This is a genomic window from Nocardioides sp. NPDC092400 (assembly GCF_040684155.1).
Lineage (GTDB): Bacteria > Actinomycetota > Actinomycetes > Propionibacteriales > Nocardioidaceae > Nocardioides.
In genome coordinates, this window is the sequence record NZ_JBFBFJ010000004.1 from 198581 (window position 1) to 217251 (window position 18671).

Sequence of the window (18671 nt, forward strand, 5' to 3'; positions counted from 1 at the left end):
GGATCAGGGGTAGGCGACGCCGGTGACGTCCTCGCTGATCTCCCACAGGCGCCGCTGGGCGACCTCGTCGTGGGAGAGCCGGTTGCTGGCGACGACGCGGGGCGGACCCGACATCTCCTGCAGCCCGCCCGGGCCGCAGTACGTCGCGCCGGGCAGGTCCGCGGTCGCCGCCATCAGCGTCGGCTCCGCGCCGGCCGCGGCGGACTGGGAGACCGCGCGGACCGCGGCGTCGAGGATCGAGGCGACGCCGCCGGCGGAGCGGCCGTACTGGCCGTTGGCCGCCAGGTGCGTGCCCGCGAAGCCCGGGTGCGCGGCCAGCGCCTTCACCGGCAGCTCCGCGCGGCGCAGCCGGCGGTCGAGCTCGTAGGTGAAGAGCAGGTTGGCCAGCTTGGTCTGCCCGTACGTCGGCCAGCGGGAGTACCGGCCCTGCTGGACCCGCGGGTCGCCCAGCGGAGCGCTCCGGGCGTAGCGGTGGAACTGCGAGCTGACCGCGACGACGCGGCCGTCCCTGCTCGCCACCAGCTGGGGCAGCAGCAGGCCGGTCAGCAGGAACGGGCCGAAGTGGTTGGTCGCCATCTGCAGCTCGAGTCCGTCGCCGGTCCGGGAGTACGGCGTGCCCATCACGCCGGCGTTGTTGACCACCAGGTCGATCGCGCCGAGACCCGCGGCCTCGGCCGCCCCGCGGCGTACTGACCCCAGGTCGGCGAGGTCGACCACGAGCTTCACGAGCTCGGCGTGCGGGACCTCCCCGTGGATCGCCTGCTCGGTCGCGTCGAGCTTGGCCTGGGTCCGGCCGGCGAGGACGACCCGCGCGCCGCGGCGGGCGAGCTCGAGCGCGGTGTGGTGGCCGAGGCCCCCGACGCTCGTGCCGGTGACCAGCACCGTCCGCCCGGCCTGGTCGGGGATGTCGGCGAGGGTCCAGGTGTCGGTGCCCGGCGCGGTCACGGGGTGGTCGCCATCCGTGCGAGGACCTGCTCGCCGAGCGCCCGGTCGCCCTCGACGACCACCGCCTCGGCGGCCGCCGGGCGACGACCGCCGACGAGCAGCAGGAACGTCTCCCGGTCGGTCCGCAGCGTCACGGTCGGCTCGGCGGGGACCGTGTCGAGCCGGCGGCCGCGGCCCTGCTCGTCGACGCCGAAGGCCTGCGGTGCGCTGCCTTCGACGTCCATGAGGAGCGTCGTGCCGGCGGGCGCGCCGACCCGCTTGGCCAGCACGAACCCCATGCTCTCCAGCAGGTAGTCGGCGGTGTGCTGCGCTGCCGGGCTGTCCATGCCGCCGGGTCGGTCGACCGCACGGCGCACGTCCTGCTCGTGCATCCACACGTCCAGCGGGCGGTTGCGCAGCAGCGTCTCCCAGCTCCACGGCACCCCGGCGAAGACCCGCTCCGGCTTGGCGGCGGCGTCGGTCGGCGGGTCGGCCAGCAGTGCGGTGTGGCGGGCGGTGGCCGCCTCGCGGATCTCCATGATCAGCTCGTCGGGCGAGGCGGTACGCCGGTTGGCCGGGCCGATCTCGGTGTAGAGGCCCATCATCCCGGTCACGTGCGCCGGCTCGCCGACCTCGGCGTGCTCCTCGACGCCCGTCGCCAGCACCTTCTCCAGGTGCGCGACGTGCGCCACGACCGCCCGGACGTCCCACCCGGCGAGGTCGGTCGGCCGCGACCAGTCCTCCTCGGGCAGCTTCTCCAGCAGCCCGGTGAAGTCGTCGACCGCACGCCACCAGACCTCGACGTACCCCGCCAGCCGTTCCTGATCGCTCACGCTGCGGAGCCTACTGATCCCCCGCGCGCGCCGCCGGTCGAGCAGCGGGCCGTCACCTGCTGGTCGAGCAACGAGCGCGAGCGAGCGTCGTCGAGACCCGGTGAGGTGCGCAGGGCCTCGGGGTGCGGCCGCTGGTCGAGCAGCGAGCGCGAGCGAGCGTCGTCGAGACCCGCTGAGGTGCTCAGGGCGTCGGGGGGTCGTCTGGCCGGCCCGTGCTGGTCGAGCAGCGAGCGCGAGCGAGCGTCGTCGAGACCCGGCGAGGTGCGCAGGGCGTCAGGTGGTCGTCGGGCCGGCGGGTGGTGCCAGGGCAGGTTTTTTCGAGTCGTGTGGTTGCGGGCCGCTGGGGTCGAGGTCCTGGGCGCGGCTGCTTGTCGGCTCACGGTCGGCGGGGGTCGACCGCTGTGGTCGCGGTGGCGGAGGGAGTCGCTCGGGTCGGCCTATGTCCTGCGGTGGAAGGCGACCTTTCCTCCGGGCAGGTGGCTGGTGTCGTAGGCGGGGTCGTGGATGCGGGCGTGGTGCCTGGGGCAGAGGTTGCGGGCGTTGGCCAGGTCGGTGGCGCCGCCGGCGGACCAGGGGTGGTCGTGGTGGGCGTGGCAGAGGTGGGCGGGCCAGTCGCAGCCTTCTGCCGTGCAGGTCGGCTGGGTCAAGTTCAGCGCTCGGCGTTGGGCGCCGGTGAAGAGGCGGCTGGTGCGCCCCAGGTCCAGGAGCTCTGACTTGCTGCCGAGGACGGCGGGGATCAGGCCTGCTTCGCAGGCGAGCCTGCGTGCGGTGGCTGCGGAGATGGTGCTGCCGTCGTCGAGGACACCGGGCGCGAGGCCACCCATCAACGAGGCGATGTCCATCGTGACGACGACTGAGGCGTTGAGGCCGCCGAGCTTCGGCACGGAAGCGGTGGGGAGGCGTTCGAGGAGCTCGCAGAACGCGTCACCCATCCGATCCGGCCACGGCCGCCGCTCCACGGGCTCGGATCCGCCTGGTTCCTGGGTGGCCGCTTGGTGCTTCGGGGCGGCGAACGCGAGGAGCGTCTTCTTCAGCATGGCGCCGTGGAGCTCGGGGATCTTGAACTTCCCGACCACCGACCCGCGCCCGTCGGGGCTCATGGTCAGCCACGCGGTCTCGCGGGCGAGCCGCTCCTCGGCTTCCAGGGCCTTCGCGTCGCGTGCTTCGCCGATCTCGGGTGCGACGACGATGAGGACGTGCTTGGCCAGGACCCCGCAGGGCCTTGGGGTCACGGTGCCGTGCCTCGGCCAGGAGGTGCTGCTCGGCACGGAGGGGGATGGTCGGGTCGTCGAGGTCGGCGGGGAGCTTGTCGAGGCACTCGGTGATGACGCGTGCGTGGTCGACGGACACCTCGCCCTCGGCGAAAGCCGTGGCCGTCTGGCAGTGGCGGTCGAGGGACTCGGCCAGCCGCATGCGGTGCTTCGCAGCGGGACGGGTCTGGTGGGTCTCGACCGCCCACCAGGCGGCGGTGTCGGTGGCACCGTCCCGTCCGCCGGCGTGCCGGCGGTCGGCCTCGGCGGCGAGGCGGAGCTCGAGCGCCTCGACCCGGGCGCGGAGGCGCGCTGCCTCGAGGAGTGTGGCGGTGACGTCGTCGTCGGACATCGACCACACCTGCGACTCGTGGGCTCGGTCGAGGCGGGTGTGGGACTTCGCGACGGCGCGTGACACCACGTGTGCGCTGCGTCGGGAGTCCTTGGCCATGGGTCTACTCAAGCACCGACCACCGACAGTCCCGAGGTCGTTTCCCCAGGTCAGGCCACATCGTGGACCACGAGTTCAGGAACTTCTCGGCGACCCCAGAGGCTCGAGGCCCTGCGCACCTCGCCGGGTCTCGACGACGCCTCGCCAGGGCTCGGCTGCTCGACCAGCGGCAGTCGGGGGACCGCCGCGACCACCAGCCCTACCTCCCGTAGCTGCCCCCGCCGCAACCACCCATGACCAGGAAGCCTGAGGCGCGCACCCGAGGTCCTGCGCACCTCACCGGGTCTCGACGACGCCTCGCCAGGGCTCGGCTGCTCGACCAGCGGGAGTCGGGAGACCGCCGCGACCACCCGCCGTACCCTCCGTAGCTGCCCCCACCGCAACCACCGATGACCCGGAAGCCGGAGGCGATTGCCCGAGGCCCGAGCCCTGCGCCTCACCGGGTCTCGACGACGCCTCGCCGGGGCTCGGCTGCTCGACCAGCGGACGCGGTCAGTCGCCGAAGCGGACGGCGAGGACGGCGACGTCGTCGGAGGCGGTGTCGGCGCCGAGGTCGGAGAGGACGTGGTCGAGGAAGGCTGGGACCGGCTCGGGGGCGTGCCGGGCGGCGGAGGCGGCGAGCCGGTCGAGGCCGAGGCGGAGGTCCTCGCCGCGGCGCTCGACGAGGCCGTCGGTGTAGAGCAGTAGCAGCGAGCCGGGTGCGACGTAGGAGCGGTGGTCGCCCCGGGGCGCGGACGGGGAGACACCGAGCATCAGCTCGGGCAGCGGGCCCTGCAGCCAGCGGGTCGTGCCGTCCGGTTCCACGACCAGCGGCGGCGGGTGGCCGGCGTTGGTCCAGCGCACGAGCCGGCGGCCGTCGGTGTCCTGCTCGATGCGGGCGTAGACGAGGGTCGCCATCGCGTCGACGTGGAGGTCGCGGACGGCGAGGTCGAGGCGCGTGACGTTCGCGGAGGGGGCGTCGTCGACGGCCCAGGCGATGGCGCGGAGCATCGTGCGCAGCTGGCCCATGACGGCCGCGGCGGCGATGTCGTGCCCGACGACGTCGCCGATCATCAGGGTGGTGTTGCCGTCGGGCATCACCACCGCGTCGTACCAGTCGCCGCCCACCTGCTGCCGCTGCGCCGCCGGCCGGTACCGCGCGGCCAGCTCGAGGTCGTCGGGCTCCGGCAGCCGCGGCAGCATCGCGCTCTGCAGCGTCACCAGCGCCTCGGTGCGCTCCTGGTGCAGCCGACCGCGGACGACGCCCTGCGCGGCGTACGCCGACATCGCGCGGTACGTCGCCAGGTCGCCGTCGCTGAACTCCCGCGTCCGCGCCCAGACCAGCACGAGCGTGCCGATCTGCTGCCGGCGCACGACCAGCGGCAGGAACATCCGCGCCTCGCCCACCTGCGCGTCGGTGGCCAGGTGTGGCCAGCGCGCGTTCTGCTCCGCTACCGAGGTGAAGGAGACCGGTTCGCCCAGCCGGAGCGCGAGACCGACCGGGTTGGTGTCGTCGGTCGGCAGCGCGGCGTGCCGCGTGGCCGACTCCCAGGTCGACCCGCCGGTCGGCTCGACGTACTGCAGGAGCTCCACGGCGGCGTCGCCCGGGTCGGACACGGTGAGCGGCAGGTCGGCGGTGACCGGGCGCGAGGAGCGGTGCAGCCAGAGGCCGGCGCGCAGGCAGTCGAGCTCGTCGAGGGAGACCCGCTCGACGGCGGCGGCGACCTCCGCGAGCGTCTGGGTCCGCGAGAGGCCCTCGCTGAGCGCGAGCAGCACGCGGCTGCGGTGCGCCAGCTCCTGCGCCTCGCGCTGCCCCTCGATCGCCAGGTCCCGCAGCCGCCGCTGGGTCAGCTCGGCCGAGCAGGCCGCGGCGAGGTCGGCGAGGCTGTCGAGCTCGTCCTGCTGCCACAGGTGCGGCTGGTCGTCGATCGCGCACAGCGAGCCCACCACCGCGCCGGTGTGGTCGGTGATCGGCCACCCGGCGTACGCCACGACGCCCAGGTCGGGGATGGCGAGGTTGTCGCGCACCCGGTCGTCGAGCCGGGCGTCGGCGACGACGAGCGGGGCGGCGTCGGCGACGACGTACTGGCAGAAGGAGTGGGACAGCGGCGTCTCGCGCGTGGACTGGTACGGCGCCGGCAGCCCGACCGCTCCGGGGAACACCTGGCGGTCGGCCTCGACCAACGAGACCAGCGCGACGGGGACCCGCAGCGCGCGCCGCACCATCCGGGCGTACCGGTCGAAGGACGTGTCGACGTCCGCCGAGCGCGTCGTGGTCATCCGGCCCCTCCCGCCGTCGTGCCGCGGGAGAGCCCGCCGCCGGCGAGCCTAGCCACCGTGGGCGAGGATGGACCCATGCGCGTGCGTGCCCCGGAGCTGGTCGGTCGCGGCTGGCTCAACACCGACGGCCCGGTCCGCCTCGCGGACCTACGTGGCCGGTTCGTCCTGCTCGACTTCTGGACCTTCTGCTGCATCAACTGCCTGCACGTCCTCGACGAGCTCAAGCCGGTGGAGGAGAAGCACGCCGACGAGCTGGTCGTCATCGGCGTGCACTCGCCGAAGTTCGTCCACGAGGCCGACCCCGACGCCCTGCGCGCCGCCGTGGAGCGCTACTCGGTCACCCACCCGGTCCTCGACGACCCCGAGCTGGTCACCTGGCAGGCCTACACCGCCCGCGCCTGGCCGACCCTCGTGCTCGTCGACCCCGAGGGGTACGTCGTGGGGCAGTACGCCGGCGAGGGCCACGCCCACGCGATCGAGGCGCTGCTGGGCCAGCTGGTCGAGGAGCACCGGGCGAAGGGCACGCTCCAGCCTGGTGACTCGCCGTACGTCGCGCCGGTCGTGGAGCCCACCGACCTCCGCTTCCCGGCCTCGGCCGTGCCGCTGCCCGACGGGCGGGTGCTCGTCGCGGACGCCGGCCACGACGAGGTCGTCGAGCTGGACGCCGGGGGTGCGGTGCTGCGCCGGACCGGCGGCTTCCGCGAGCCCAACGGCCTCTGCCTGCTGCCGGCGGACGTCGCCGCCGAGGTGGGGTACGACGCGGTCGTCGCCGACACCGTCGGCCACCGCCTCCACGGCCTGGCGCTCGCGGACGGCTCCACCCGCGTGCTCGCCGGCGACGGCCGGCAGTGGATGGCCGGCGACGGCACCGACCGGCTCTCCAGCCCCTGGGACGTCGCCTGGTGGCGCGACCGGGTCTGGGTCGCGATGGCCGGCATCCACCAGCTGTGGACCTTCGACCCCCGCACGGGTGCCGTCGAGGTCGCTGCGGGGACCGCCAACGAGGGGCTGCTCGACGGCCCGCTCGCCGAGGCGTGGTTCGCCCAGACCTCCCGGCTCGCGCCGGCCGGCGACCGGCTCTGGATCGCCGACAGCGAGACCTCCTCGGTCCGCTGGGTGCAGGAGGCGGCCGACGGCGCGCTCGAGGTCCGCACCGCGGTCGGCACCGGCCTCTTCGACTTCGGCTTCCGCGACGGACCGGCCGACCAGGCGCTGCTGCAGCACCCGCTCGGGGTGACGGTCCTGCCGGACGGCTCGGTCGCGGTCTGCGACACCTACAACGGGGCGGTCCGCCGGATCGCCGTCACCGACGACGGGCCGGGCGAGGTCACGACGCTCGCCGGCGGCCTGGCCGAGCCCTCCGCGGCGTACGTCGACGGCGCCGAGCTGGTCGTCGTGGAGTCCGGGGCGCACCGCCTCACCCGGGTGCCGCTGGGCTCGGCCGGCACCCGCACGGACGGCTTCGCGCACTCCACCCAGCGGCCGGTCACCGAGGTGACGGCGACCCTGGAGCTGGTGGTGGCGTTCACCCCGCCCCCGGGGCAGAAGGTCGACGACCGCTTCGGCCCGCCGTCGCAGCTGCTCGTCGAGGCGACGCCGCCCCAGCTGATCCGCGAGGGCGGGGGACGCGGCACGGACCTGGCCCGCACGATCGTCCTCGACCCGCACGTCGGCGACGGCGTGCTCCACGTCGCGGCGCGCGCGGCCTCCTGCGACGAGGCCGGCGGCGAGGGCGCCGCGTGCCACATGCACCAGCAGGACTGGGGCGTCCCGGTGCGGATCGCCGGGGGCGCCGAGCCGCGGCTGGTGCTGCCGCTGGGCGGCGTGGAGGGCTGACCCCGGTCAGCCGCCGGTGGCGAGCCGCAGCGCGATCGCGAGCATCGTCAGCCCGATGAGCACGTCGAGCACCTGCCAGGCCCGCGCGCTGGCGAGGAACCGGGCGAGCAGCCGCGCGCCGTACCCCAGCCCCGAGAACCACAGCACGCTCGCCAGGCAGGCGCCGACCGCGAACCACCAGCGACCGGGGTCGCCGTGGGTGGCGGCGACCGATCCGAGCAGCAGCACCGTGTCGAGGTAGACGTGGGGGTTGAGCCAGGTCAGCGCGAGCGCCCGCAGCGCCGCCGACCGGCGCGTGAGCCGCGCCCCGCCCGAGGCGGCCAGCGCGTCCGGGTGCCGCGCGCGGAGCAGTGACGAGACGCCGTACCAGCACAGGAACGCGACGCCGAGCCACCGCACCACGTCGATCGCCCACGGCGCCCGCTCGACGACCGTGCCGATGCCTGCCACGCCGGCGAGGATCAGCACCAGGTCGGAGACTGCGCAGATCGCGACGACCAGGCCCACGTGGTCGCGGGCCAGGCCCTGCCGCAGCACGTAGGCGTTCTGGGCGCCGATGGCGACGATGAGGGCGAGTCCGGTCGCGGACCCGGCGGCGAGGTCTCCGATGAGCACACGGCGACGCTAGACGGGGCTTGGGCTGCAGACCAGCGAAGGTTCCTGCACTACCTGTAGCGGTTCTTATGACCGTCCTGGTTGGGTGGGGCACGTGCACCTCGACCCGGCCTGGCTCTCGGCGCTGGCGGCGATCGCCGATCACGGCACCTTCGACGCCGCCGCGCGGCACCTCCACCTCACGCCGAGCGCGGTCAGCCAGCGGATCCGGGCGCTGGAGTCCGAGGTCGGCCAGGTCGTCGTGCGGCGTACGGTGCCCGCGGAGCCGACCCCGGCCGGCGAGGCGCTGCTCCGCCTGGCCCGCCAGACCACCCTGCTGCACGAGGAGACCGTCCGCGCGCTGGGCGGGGACGACGTCGGGGTGGCGCAGCTGCCGGTCGCCGTCAACGCCGACTCCCTGGCGACCTGGTTCCGTGAGGTGCTCGGCGCGGTCGCCGACCGCGGGGACGCCGCCCTGCGCCTGCACGTGCTCGACCAGGCCTGGTCCGCCGACCTGCTGCGCGCCGGCACGGTGCTCGCCGCCGTCACGAGCGACCCGGTCGCCGTCCAGGGCTGCTCGGTGGAGCCGCTCGGCACCCTGCGGTACGCCGCGGCGGCCGCGCCGGCGCTGGCAGAGCGGTACCGCCGGGGCCGCGGCACGGACTGGGCCCGGATCCCGGCCGTGGTCTTCGACGACAAGGACGCGCTGCAGCACGAGCTGCTCGCCGCACGGGGCCTGGGCCTGCCGCCGGTGGTGCACCGGGTGCCGACCTCGGCGGACTTCCTCGAGGCGGTCCGGCTCGGGCTCGGCTGGGGCGCCCTGCCCGAGCCGCAGCTGCGGCCCGACGTCGAGGCGGGGCGGCTCGTGCTGCTCGACCGCCGCCACCACCTCGACGTGCCGCTGCACTGGCAGCGCTGGCGGCTGCGCTCGGCGCTCCTCGACGCGCTGTCCGACGACGTGCGCGTCGCGGCGCGCCGCACCCTCAGGTGATCGGCACGACGCCAGGCTGCTCGCCCCGCCCGGTGCCGGCGCGGGAGAGGACCTCGACCCGGCCGCCGACGTGCAGCCGCACCAGCACGAGGCGCAGGTCCTCGTCGTGGACGACGGCCAGGATCGTCCGGCGCGACTCCCACACGGGGCCGTCGACGGCGCCGACCTGGTGCCGCCCGGTGAACACCGTCACCGGCGAGCCGGTGCGGGCGTCGCGCACGACGAGCCGGCCGTGGAAGCCGTACTCCTCCTAGGGGGACTCGGGGGTGTCGGTGTAGGTCAGCGCGTACCGGCCGCTGGGGGAGACACCGTCGAAGCGGTAGCCGCTCCGGGTCCACGCGGACCAGTCGTCGCTCCGCAGCGGGATCGCCTTGAGGCCGCGGCGGCCGGAGTCGTCGCGCCACGCCACCCCGCTGCGCACGTCGAGGCCGTCGAGGCGCCCGAGCCGCCGCTCGGTCCGCACCGTGGGCTCCGAGCCCGGCCGCCACTCGGCGAGCCGCGGCGGCGCCCCGCCGCCGTACCGGTTGACGGTCACCCACACCCGGCCCTCAGCCCAGTCGAGCACCTCGGCCCCCTGGGTCGCGAAGCGGTCCACCTCGGTGCCGTCGACCCGGGCGACGACCACGTGGGAGGAGTCGTCGCCGTCGCTGGCGTACGCCAGCCGCCCGCCACCGGGGCTGACGAGGAAGTCGAGGTCCAGCTCGCCCCCGGGCGCGTCGGGCTCGCGGACGATGGTCGACCAGCTCCCGTCCCGCCGGATCCGGATGATGCGCGTGTTGTTGAGGCCGTACGCCGCGGCGACCCAGCCGCCGTCCGCCCGCTGGATGCCGACCAGCGGCACCCGCAGCCGCGGCTCGAGGGCGACCGTGCGCCCGTCGCTGTGGATCGCCTGCCGGCGCGGGTCGAACCAGTCGCCGCGCGGCGCCGGGCCGCGGGGCGCCCCGGCGAGGTCGATGGTCACGCGCTCGGGCGCGGGCGGCGGAGGTGTCGCCTCCGTGGCGCCGGACGTGCCCGGAGCGAGGGGGAGGGTGAGGGAGAGGGCGCCGACGAGGGCTGCCGAGACCAGGCTTCGCACACCGGTACGACGCGCGGCCGGCCCGGTTGGTTCGAACCGGCGACGACGAGCGCGACGACGACCGCGACGACGACGCCCCCGGACTCCTCGCGGGGTCCGGGGGCGTCGTGCGGCGTCGTGCGGCGTGCGTGCCTCAGGCGGGGATCAGAACGCCGACTCGTCGAGGTCCATGAGCGAGAGGTCGGTCGCCTCGGCGATCGCCCTCTCCGCGCTGACCCGCGGGAGGTTGGTGGCCGCGAAGAACTGCGCCGCGGCGACCTTGCCCTCGTAGAAGGCCTGGTCCTTGCCCGGCTCGCCGCCGAGCTTCTCCAGCGCGACCTCGGCCTGGCGCAGCAGCAGCCAGGCGCAGACGACGTCGCCGAGCGCCATCAGCAGGCGCGTGGTGTTGAGGCCGACCTTGTAGATGTTGCGGAGCTCGTCCTGGGCCGACATCAGGTCGTTGATCAGGTGGCCGACCATCGCGTTGGCGTCGTCGAGCGCCGTGGCGAGCAGCTGGCGCTCGTTCTTGAGCCGCCCGTTGCCGGCCTCGCTCTCGATGAACTTCGAGATCTCGCCGGCGATGTGGCCGAGGGCGCGGCCCTGGTCCTTGACGATCTTGCGGAAGAAGAAGTCCTGGCCCTGGATCGCGGTGGTGCCCTCGTAGAGGGTGTCGATCTTGGCGTCGCGGACGTACTGCTCGATCGGGTACTCCTGCAGGAAGCCGGAGCCGCCGAAGGTCTGCAGCGACTCGGTGCCGAGCAGCACCCAGGAGCGCTCCGAGCCGTAGCCCTTGACGATCGGGAGCAGCAGGTCGTTGACCGCCTCGGCGAGCTTGGTCTCGTCGCTGTCCATCGTGCCGTCGTGCTGGGCGAGCTGGACCTTGTCCTGCCAGCTGGCGGTGTAGAGGACCAGCGAGCGCATCGCCTCGGCGAAGGACTTCTGGACCATCAGCGAGCGGCGCACGTCGGGGTGGTGGGTGATGGTGACGCGCGGGGCCGTCTTGTCCGAGGCCTGGGTCAGGTCGGCGCCCTGGACGCGGGACTTGGCGTAGTCCAGCGCGTTGAGGTAGCCGGTCGACAGCGTCGCGATCGCCTTGGTGCCGACGAGCATGCGGGCGTTCTCGATGACCTGGAACATCTGCGCGATGCCGTCGTGGACCTCGCCGAGCAGGTAGCCGCGGGCCGGCTCGCCGCCACCGACGGAAGAGTCACCGAACGTTACCTCGCAGGTGTTGGAGACCTTGATGCCCATCTTGTGCTCGACGTTGGTGACGTAGACGCCGTTGCGCTCGCCGGTCAGCTCGCCGGTCTCGACGTCGAAGTGGTGCTTGGGCACGAGGAAGAGCGAGAGGCCCTTGGTGCCCGGGCCGCCCGCGCCCTCGACGCCCACGGGGCGCGCGAGGGTGAGGTGCATGATGTTCTCGCTCATGTCGTGCTCACCGGACGTGATGAAGCGCTTGACGCCCTCGATGTTCCAGGTGCCGTCCTCGTTCGGGGTGGCCTTGGTGCGGCCGGCGCCCACGTCGGAGCCCGCATCGGGCTCGGTGAGCACCATCGTGGCGCCCCACTGACGGTCGATCATGTGGCCGGCGATCAGCTTGTCGCGGTCGTTGCCGTTGCGGTGCACGATGTCGGCGAACGACGGGCCGGCGGCGTACATCCACACGGGCGCGTTGGCGCCGAGGACCATCTCGCCGATCGCCCAGACCAGGCTCGAGGGGGCGGGGGTGCCGCCGAGGTCCTCGCTGATCTGCAGGCGCCAGTACTCGGAGTCCATCCAGGCCTGGTAGCTCTTCTGGAACGACTCGGGCACCGGCGCGGTGTGCGTGGCCGGGTCGAAGACCGGCGGGTTGCGGTCGCTGTCCTCGAAGGAGGCCGCCAGGTCCTCGCGAGCGAGCCGGTCGACCTCGGCGAGGATCGAGCGCGCCGTCTCGGAGTCCACCTCGGCGAACGGCCCGGTGCCGAGGACCTCGTCGCGGCCCAGCACCTCGAAGAGGTTGAACTCGATGTCGCGGAGGTTGCTCTTGTAGTGGCTCACTGCTCCACCTTCGTCTCGTGATGTGTCCGTGGGTGTGCCAGCACAGGTCTACTACTGGTCAGTAACTTCAATGGTAGGCGCGGCGTCCGGGCGGTGCAAGCGGCCGTGACCGACCCGGCCCCGGACGCGCCGCAGAGGGGTCCACGACACGCCGATCCGACGTGTGTCTCGGTTAAGTCGACTGAAACACCCGAATAACGTGTTACGGTCTGCCAAGTCTTGTCCGCTCGGTGGAGGTGCAACCACCGAGAGCACACCTGGAGAACCCATGCGCAAGCTCATCGTCCTGGGGGTCGTCGGCCTCCTCGCCCAGCTCATCGACGGATCGTTGGGCATGGCGTACGGCGTCACGTCGTCCACGCTCCTGCTCGCCGCCGGCATCGCCCCGGCCGCCGCGTCGGCAGCGGTCCACTTCTCCGAGATCGGCACCTCGCTGGTGTCCGGGTTCTCCCACCACAAGCTCGGCAACGTGGACTGGCGGACCGTCTCGATCCTCGCGGTCCCCGGCTTCGTCGGCGCGTTCGCCGGAGCGACGTTCCTCTCGAACCTCGACGGCGACTCCGCCAAGCCCTGGGTCGCCGCGATCCTGCTCGGCCTCGGCATCTACGTCATCTGGCGCTTCCTCGTCCTCGGCGGCCGTCGTCCCACCTTCAAGTCCCGGCCCTCGGCGCGGATGCTCGCGCCGATGGGCCTCGTCGGCGGCGCGCTCGACGCGGTCGGCGGCGGCGGCTGGGGCCCGGTCGGCACCACGACGCTGCTGTCCTCGGGTCGCCTCGAGCCCCGCAAGGTGGTCGGCTCGATCGACACCTCCGAGTTCGTCGTCGCGGTCGGCGGCTCGCTCGGCTTCATCCTCGCCCTCGGCTCGCAGGGCATCGAGTGGGCCTACGCCGGCGCGCTGCTGGCCGGCGGCGTCGTCGCCGCCCCGATCGCCGCCTGGCTGGTCAAGAAGCTCGCCGCCCGCGTCCTCGGCGTCGCGGCCGGCGGCCTGATCGTGCTCACCAACTCCAAGACCATCACCGAGTCGCTGGGGGCCTCCGACGTCGTCGTCGGCCTGGTCGCCGCGGTCATCTTCGTCGCCTGGGTCACCGGCATCGCCTGGGCGGTCCAGCAGGAGCGCCGGGCGCGTGCCCTCGAGGCCTCCCGGTCCGCCGAGGCGGACCTCGCGCCGGTCGTCTGACCCTCGCCCGCCCTCTCGTCCGACCCCTCGGCCGGCCGCCGGACCCCCGTCCGGCGGCCGCCGCGCGGGAGGAGTCGAGTGTGTGGATCGACTTCTCTGCCAGACTGACCCCATGCGCGTCTCCGCCAAGTCCGACTACGCCCTGCGTGCGCTGATCGAGATGGCCTCGCGCGCTGACGGCAAGGCGGTGAGCGCCGAGGAGCTCGGCCGGCTGCAGGAGATCCCGCACGGCTTCCTGCAGGCCATCCTGGCCGACCTCCGCCGGGCGGGGGTCGTCATCTCCCAGCGCGGCCAGTCCGGTGGCTGGCGGATGGGTCGCCCGGCCACCGACGTGTCCGTGGCCGACGTGATCCGCGCGGTCGACGGCCCGCTGGTCTCTGTCTACGGCCTGCGTCCCGAGGCGGTCACCTACAACGAGTCGGCCGAGGTGCTCCAGCACGTGTGGATCGCCGCGCGGCGCTCGCTGCGCGACGTCTTCGAGCAGACCTCGATCCAGGCGCTCGCCGACGGCAAGCTCCCCAAGGCGGTCACCTCACGCACCGCGGACGAGGACGCCTGGCAGCCGCACTGAGCCGCCTGGTCTGCCCGACCGGCTGGTCCCGGCCGCGTGCGGCGGGGCCGGGAGCAGGTCGGCGAGGTCGCCGCGCACGTCGTGCCCGGAGGCGGCCAGCGCGCCGATCCAGGTGAGCGCCAGCCCGGTCAGCCGGGCGTGCTCCTCCTCCCGGTGGCCCGGGTCCGTCGCGGCCACCGGCTCCTCGTCGGCCCCGTCGGCCCCGTCGGCCCACGCGGCCGGCACCCGCAGCGCCAGGTCGTCGAGGCCAGCCACCTCCCCGAAGGTGCGCCACACGGCCAGCCGGGCGCGCTCGCGCGGGCCCGGCGGCACGACGAGCACGTGGATCCGCGCGGGGTCGCCGACGGCGGGCGCCCAGCGGTCGAGCACGTCGACCAGGTCGGTCCCGGGGTCGCCCGCGGTGCAGCCGGCGTCCGGTGCGGACGCGGTGAGCACCACGTGCGGGCGGAAGCCGGCGAGCTGGTCCAGCATCAGGTCGACCTGCGGCGGGCGGAGCCCGGCGAGCAGCCGCTCGGAGACGAGCACCGCCCGCGTGCGGCGGCGGTCCCGCTGGGCGTCGCGGCACAGCCCGGCCCAGGCGCCCTCCACCTCGCGCCGGCGGAACCCCCAGGCGCGGTGGTCGCGGCCGAGCTCCACCGCGGCGCGGAAGGCGGCGTCCGGCGTCCCGACGCGGCGTACTCCCCGGGTGGTGAGGACGTCGTGCTGGGCGTCGAGGGCCTCGTGCAGCAGGTCGGTCCCGAGCCGGGACGGCCCGAGGTGGAGGAAGGCGTCGCGGCGGCGCATGCCGCCACGGTGACCGGCGCGGCCGTCCTCCGGCCGGCCGTGCCGTGAACGTCGGGCGAAGCGTCCGTGACGAGGCACTAGAACGTGTTCTCGTCCGGCCCTACGATGCCCGGGTGATCACCTCCGACGCCGTTGTCTGGAACGCCCCGGACGACCCGCACCCCGCCCGCGCCGCCTCCCAGCGCTCCTACTCCGCGGTCGCGAAGGGGGACCTCGCGGAGTGGCTGACGGTGTACGCCGAGGACGCGGTCCTCGAGGACCCGGTCGGGCCGTCGATGTTCGACCCCGAGGGCCGCGGCCACCACGGCCACGCCGGCATCTCGGCGTTCTGGGAGAAGGCGATCGCGCCGATCGACACCTTCGAGTTCACCATCGAGCAGTCGATGGCGAACGGCCGCACCTGCGCCAACGTCGGCCGGATCCGCACGTCCTTCGCCGACGGCAGCCACACCACCACCGAGCTGGTCATGGTCTACGTCGTCGACGACGACGGCCGGGTCGCCTCGATGAAGGCCTACTGGGAGCCGGAGCGGACGATGGCGAGCTTCACCCCGGCCCCCTGAGCCCCGGGCCGCCGGTCAGCAGGTAGGGGTCGGCCGGCCGGACCGTCAGACCGTGGTGTGCCGGGCGACCCACTCGACGAGCGGGCGCAGGGCGCGCCAGTCGTCGCGCACGACGTCGAGCAGGTCGGGGGTGTGGACCACCGGCTCGAAGCCGATGACGCGTCCGAGGCTCAGCGAGCGGTGGCGGAGCAGGTCGATGCGCGGGTGGTCGGCGTCGTACCCGCGGGGGGAGGTCTTGAGGCGGTCGCCGCCGCGCTCCCAGCCGGCGGCCTCGAGCTCGGCGATCATCGCCTCGAGCTCCGGACCGAGCTGGTCGTGGTCGACGGCCCCGCGGAACGCCGCCAGCCGACCGGCGCTGGCCTCGTAGAACCCGCCGCCGGTGCGGACCCCGCGCGGCGAGACCTCGACGTACCACCCGGTCGACTCCGCGGCCCGCACGAAGGCGCCCTGGTGGGTCTTGTACGGCGTCCTGTCCTTCGCGAACCGCACGTCGCGGTACGGGCGGAAGACCTTCGCCGTGCCGAACTCCGGCTCGAGCGCCGCGCACAGCGCCTCCATCGGCGCCCGCACCTGGGTGCGGTAGGTGTCCTGGTGCTTCTCCCAGAACGACCGGGTGTTGTCGACCTCGAGGTCGTCGTAGAAGTCCAGGGCGGCGACGGGGATGCCCGCGAACGACGGAGTCTCGGTCACCGGTCCACCCTAGGCACCGCCGAGGGCGCCGGACGGGCGGGGTGAGGCAGCGGCGCACCGCTGCCACGCCGCTGCCCCACGAGGGATCAACGCGGCAGCGGGGAGGAGGTGACGGTCGCTCACCCGACGGGCGCGCTGACCTGCTCGTCGCCAGACTCGCCCAGCGCGGTGACCGCGATGTGCGACCCGCCGCACCGGGGCGGGGCGAGGAACGCGGGCGAGCCGGTGGTCTCGTACGCCGTCGACACCCCGTCCTCGGGGCTCCACCGGACCAGCCGGGCGGGGTCGCCGTCACGGACCGGGTCCTGGACGAACCACGCCGCGTCGCCGCAGGGCACGAGCGTGCCCGACGTGCCGGGCCCGAGGTCGACGAGCTCGCCGTCGGCCGTGCGGGCGGCGAAGCGGGCGGCCTCGACGCGGTTCTCCTTCGGCACGACCGACCAGACCTCGGCGGTGCCGTCGCCGTCGGGGAGGACGAGTCCGTCCCAGCCGTGGCACTCCTCGACGTCCTGGAACGGCGTGAGGTCCTCGCCACCGCCCGCGGGGGCGAGCCCGAGGGTGCGGCAGGAGGGGCGGGAGTCGTCGAAGGTCATCAGTGCGGTGCCGGCCGCCGTCACCCGGGCCCCGTTGAACCCGTGCCGCTCGGGGGCACACCAGCCGAGGGTGGACGCGCGGGTGCCGAGGTCGACCTCCGCCAGGCAGTAGGAGCCGGTGTCGGTCACGGAGGCGTGCGCGAGCCGACCGGCGCCCAGGGCCCAGGTCCCGCCGGTGGTCGTCGGGACGTCGCTGCCCCCGTCCACGGTCCACGTCTCGCCGGTCGCCAGCTCGGTGACCTCGGCCCGCGCGGGCCGGGTCTCCTGCCGGTCGGCGACCACGACGACGGCCCAGTCGTCGTCGAGCAGGGCGTCGCTGACGCGTTCCCGCCCGGTGGCCTCGGTGGTGGTCGTGCCGTCGGGGCCCTCCAGGGTCGCGGTGTCGCCGGCCTCGGTGACGGTCAGCGTCCAGCGTCCGTTGGTGGTCACCGTGTCCTGGACCCGGCCGGGGAGCGGCTGCCAGTCGAGCGCTGCGGGCGCGGGGCCCGGGCTCCCGGTGGGGCTGCCGGTCGGGCTGCCAGACGGGCTCGAGGTGGGGCTCGTGCCGGTGCCGGGCCCGGCGTCCTCGCCGGAGCAGCCGGCGAGCAGGAGGCAGCCGGCGAGGCCGGCCACGACGGCGTGCCGCACGGCGCTCACACCCCGATGTTGTGCTGGAAGTGGTCCTTGTTGGCGCGGTAGCTCTTGTACGCGTTGCGCCACTGGACCCGCCCGACGTACGGCTCCGAGGGGTCGAAGCGCTGCTGGTTCCACGGCTCGAAGTAGCTGATCGCCGTCGGCCTGCTGCCGCGCTTGCTGTAGCCGCGACCGACCTGGAAGTGACCGGAGGCGTCGTCGTCGAGATAGGGGAAGTACTTCCGGTGCAGGATCGGGTGCAGCACGACGGGGGCGCGGTAGTCGGCGAGGTGGCGCATCTGCAGCAGGATCCACTTGTTGAAGCTGTAGTCGGCGATGTCGAGCACGACGTACGGCCCGGCGTGCGCCTTGCGGTCCCAGCCGGTGTTGTCGTTGACGACGCGGACCATGTCCCAGATCGACGTGCCGGCGGTGGTCGTGCGCAGCTCGTCGGCCCAGTGCGCCTGGCCCCGGTCCTTGTCCTTCCAGCCCCACGCGATCATCTGCATCGCGCCCGGGCCGCACCAGTAGGTGCGGACCTGCTCGGCGACCTGCTCGGTGTCGAGGACGACCCGGCGCTCGGGGTAGTCCTTCTGCCGCTTCCGCGCGGCCGGTGCGGCGGCGGTGGCACGGGCGGCGGTGGTGCCGGTGGCCGCGGTGGCGCGGGCCTCGGGGTGGGCGGCGAGGAAGCCGTCCGGCAGCGGGACGCCCTCGATCTCGTGCCGGAGCAGCCAGACCTTGGCGACGGACCGGGCGGCCATGGTCAGCTCCTCCCGCTCGCGGCGGGCGCGCTCGGCCGGGCTCAGGCGCGCGGTCCGGGCCAGGGCGCCGGCCGCGTCGAGGTCCCCGGTCGTCTCGACCGGGCGGGTGCGGGCGGTGGTCGTCGCGGCCCGGGCGGCCGTGGCGACCCGTGCCTCGACCTCGCTCTCGCTCGCGGTCGTCCAGCCGGCGCCGAGGCAGTAGCGCTGGCCCTCGAGGTCGGCGCAGCGCACGAGGTCGGCCGCCACGGCGTCGGGCGCACGCCGCGCGGTGGTGGCAGGCACCCGGCCGACGGCGCGGCCGGCCGCGACCACGCGGTCGACCTCGGCCGCGAGCTGCCGGGTGAGCCGGCCGGTGCCGGCGGTGGCGGACGTGGCGAGCGGCGTCGTCGCGCCGGGCGTGCGGTCGCCCGAGGGGGTCAGGGCGCCGTCCGGCTCGTCGTCCCCGCGGGGGACGAACGGTGCGGCGGCGAGCAGGAGGACGAGGGCCGCGAGGGCGGCCTTGCGGGGGCGGGACATGGGGGCTCCGTCATCACGGCGGGGAAGGACCGGACGTCCCACTGTCCCCAGGCGCCTCTGGTCTAGTCAAGTTCCTCATCAGTCACACCTGTCCCACGTGCTCGCGGGCGTGGCTGTCGGCGCCACCCGGATCGTTCAATTGCGCGATCGCGGTGCCGTGGAAGCGCTTCCTCGGG

17 protein-coding genes and 1 pseudogene are annotated in these 18671 nt (G+C 74.3%); 5 read left to right on the forward strand and 13 right to left on the reverse strand.

The window, feature by feature from the left end:
* Positions 1-3: 3 nt before the first annotated feature.
* From AB0N29_RS14680 to AB0N29_RS14700, 5 genes and pseudogenes are all read right to left on the reverse strand, one after another.
* Positions 4-945, reverse strand: a complete 942-nt coding sequence (locus tag AB0N29_RS14680) for an oxidoreductase (RefSeq protein WP_364867793.1) — start codon at positions 943-945, stop codon at positions 4-6.
* Positions 942-1757, reverse strand: coding sequence for a maleylpyruvate isomerase family mycothiol-dependent enzyme (locus tag AB0N29_RS14685; protein ID WP_364867795.1), 816 nt, complete (start codon positions 1755-1757; stop codon positions 942-944). The genes AB0N29_RS14680 and AB0N29_RS14685 overlap by 4 nt, the downstream gene beginning before the upstream one ends.
* Positions 1758-2194: 437 nt before the next feature.
* A complete protein-coding gene (locus AB0N29_RS14690; RefSeq protein WP_364867797.1) occupies positions 2195-2989 on the reverse strand; it encodes a DUF222 domain-containing protein in 795 nt (264 codons plus the stop codon).
* A 34-nt stretch (positions 2990-3023) separates the two neighbouring features.
* Positions 3024-3458 (reverse strand): annotated as a pseudogene (locus AB0N29_RS14695) (DUF222 domain-containing protein); the annotation flags it as partial.
* Positions 3459-3950: 492 nt separating this feature from the next.
* Positions 3951-5717: a SpoIIE family protein phosphatase gene (locus tag AB0N29_RS14700; RefSeq protein WP_364867799.1), complete on the reverse strand. Its 1767-nt coding sequence runs from the start codon at positions 5715-5717 to the stop codon at positions 3951-3953.
* Positions 5718-5792: 75 nt separating this feature from the next.
* Between AB0N29_RS14700 and AB0N29_RS14705 the strand changes: the two genes are divergently transcribed.
* The gene (locus AB0N29_RS14705) at positions 5793-7553 is read left to right on the forward strand and encodes a thioredoxin-like domain-containing protein (protein ID WP_364867801.1); all 1761 of its coding nucleotides are present in this window, start codon (positions 5793-5795) and stop codon (positions 7551-7553) included.
* Positions 7554-7559: 6 nt separating this feature from the next.
* Here AB0N29_RS14705 and AB0N29_RS14710 read toward each other — a convergent pair whose 3' ends face one another.
* Positions 7560-8168: a LysE/ArgO family amino acid transporter gene (locus AB0N29_RS14710; protein ID WP_364867803.1), complete on the reverse strand. Its 609-nt coding sequence runs from the start codon at positions 8166-8168 to the stop codon at positions 7560-7562.
* Between the two features lie 94 nt (positions 8169-8262).
* Here AB0N29_RS14710 and AB0N29_RS14715 point away from each other — a divergent pair, with 94 nt between their 5' ends.
* On the forward strand, positions 8263-9138 hold the full coding sequence (locus AB0N29_RS14715; protein WP_302268525.1) for a LysR family transcriptional regulator ArgP: 876 nt from the start codon (positions 8263-8265) through the stop codon (positions 9136-9138).
* Here AB0N29_RS14715 and AB0N29_RS14720 read toward each other — a convergent pair.
* The 3 genes from AB0N29_RS14720 to AB0N29_RS14730 form a co-directional block, all read right to left on the reverse strand.
* Positions 9131-9358 carry a hypothetical protein gene (locus AB0N29_RS14720; RefSeq protein ID WP_364867806.1) on the reverse strand — a complete coding sequence of 76 codons (228 nt, stop codon included), beginning with the start codon at positions 9356-9358 and terminating at the stop codon, positions 9131-9133. The two genes, AB0N29_RS14715 and AB0N29_RS14720, sit on opposite strands and share 8 nt — an antisense overlap.
* Before the next feature lie 30 nt (positions 9359-9388).
* On the reverse strand, positions 9389-10213 hold the full coding sequence (locus tag AB0N29_RS14725; protein WP_364867808.1) for a hypothetical protein: 825 nt from the start codon (positions 10211-10213) through the stop codon (positions 9389-9391).
* A gap of 144 nt (positions 10214-10357) precedes the next feature.
* Positions 10358-12229: an acyl-CoA dehydrogenase gene (locus AB0N29_RS14730; protein ID WP_364867810.1), complete on the reverse strand. Its 1872-nt coding sequence runs from the start codon at positions 12227-12229 to the stop codon at positions 10358-10360.
* A gap of 268 nt (positions 12230-12497) precedes the next feature.
* On the opposite strand from AB0N29_RS14730, the gene AB0N29_RS14735 reads away from it, so the two are divergent.
* Together AB0N29_RS14735 and AB0N29_RS14740 are read left to right on the forward strand one after the other, a co-directional pair.
* Positions 12498-13406 carry a sulfite exporter TauE/SafE family protein gene (locus AB0N29_RS14735; protein ID WP_302268522.1) on the forward strand — a complete coding sequence of 303 codons (909 nt, stop codon included), beginning with the start codon at positions 12498-12500 and terminating at the stop codon, positions 13404-13406.
* Between the two features lie 112 nt (positions 13407-13518).
* Positions 13519-13977 carry an Rrf2 family transcriptional regulator gene (locus AB0N29_RS14740; RefSeq protein WP_300959746.1) on the forward strand — a complete coding sequence of 153 codons (459 nt, stop codon included), beginning with the start codon at positions 13519-13521 and terminating at the stop codon, positions 13975-13977.
* Here AB0N29_RS14740 and AB0N29_RS14745 read toward each other — a convergent pair.
* Entirely contained in the window at positions 13939-14760 is an 822-nt protein-coding gene (locus AB0N29_RS14745) for a hypothetical protein (protein WP_364867813.1), read from the reverse strand. The genes AB0N29_RS14740 and AB0N29_RS14745 overlap by 39 nt on opposite strands.
* A gap of 113 nt (positions 14761-14873) precedes the next feature.
* Between AB0N29_RS14745 and AB0N29_RS14750 the strand changes: the two genes are divergently transcribed.
* A complete protein-coding gene (locus tag AB0N29_RS14750; RefSeq protein ID WP_364867815.1) occupies positions 14874-15323 on the forward strand; it encodes a nuclear transport factor 2 family protein in 450 nt (149 codons plus the stop codon).
* A gap of 45 nt (positions 15324-15368) precedes the next feature.
* Here AB0N29_RS14750 and AB0N29_RS14755 read toward each other — a convergent pair whose 3' ends face one another.
* The 3 genes from AB0N29_RS14755 to AB0N29_RS14765 form a co-directional block, all read right to left on the reverse strand.
* On the reverse strand, positions 15369-16013 hold the full coding sequence (locus AB0N29_RS14755; protein WP_364867817.1) for a DUF2461 domain-containing protein: 645 nt from the start codon (positions 16011-16013) through the stop codon (positions 15369-15371).
* 119 nt (positions 16014-16132) lie between these two features.
* Positions 16133-17242, reverse strand: a complete 1110-nt coding sequence (locus tag AB0N29_RS14760) for a hypothetical protein (protein WP_364867819.1) — start codon at positions 17240-17242, stop codon at positions 16133-16135.
* Complete coding sequence (locus tag AB0N29_RS14765; RefSeq protein ID WP_364867821.1) at positions 17239-18495, reverse strand: hypothetical protein; 1257 nt, start codon at positions 18493-18495, stop codon at positions 17239-17241. The genes AB0N29_RS14760 and AB0N29_RS14765 overlap by 4 nt, the downstream gene beginning before the upstream one ends.
* Between the last annotated feature and the right edge of the window lie 176 nt (positions 18496-18671).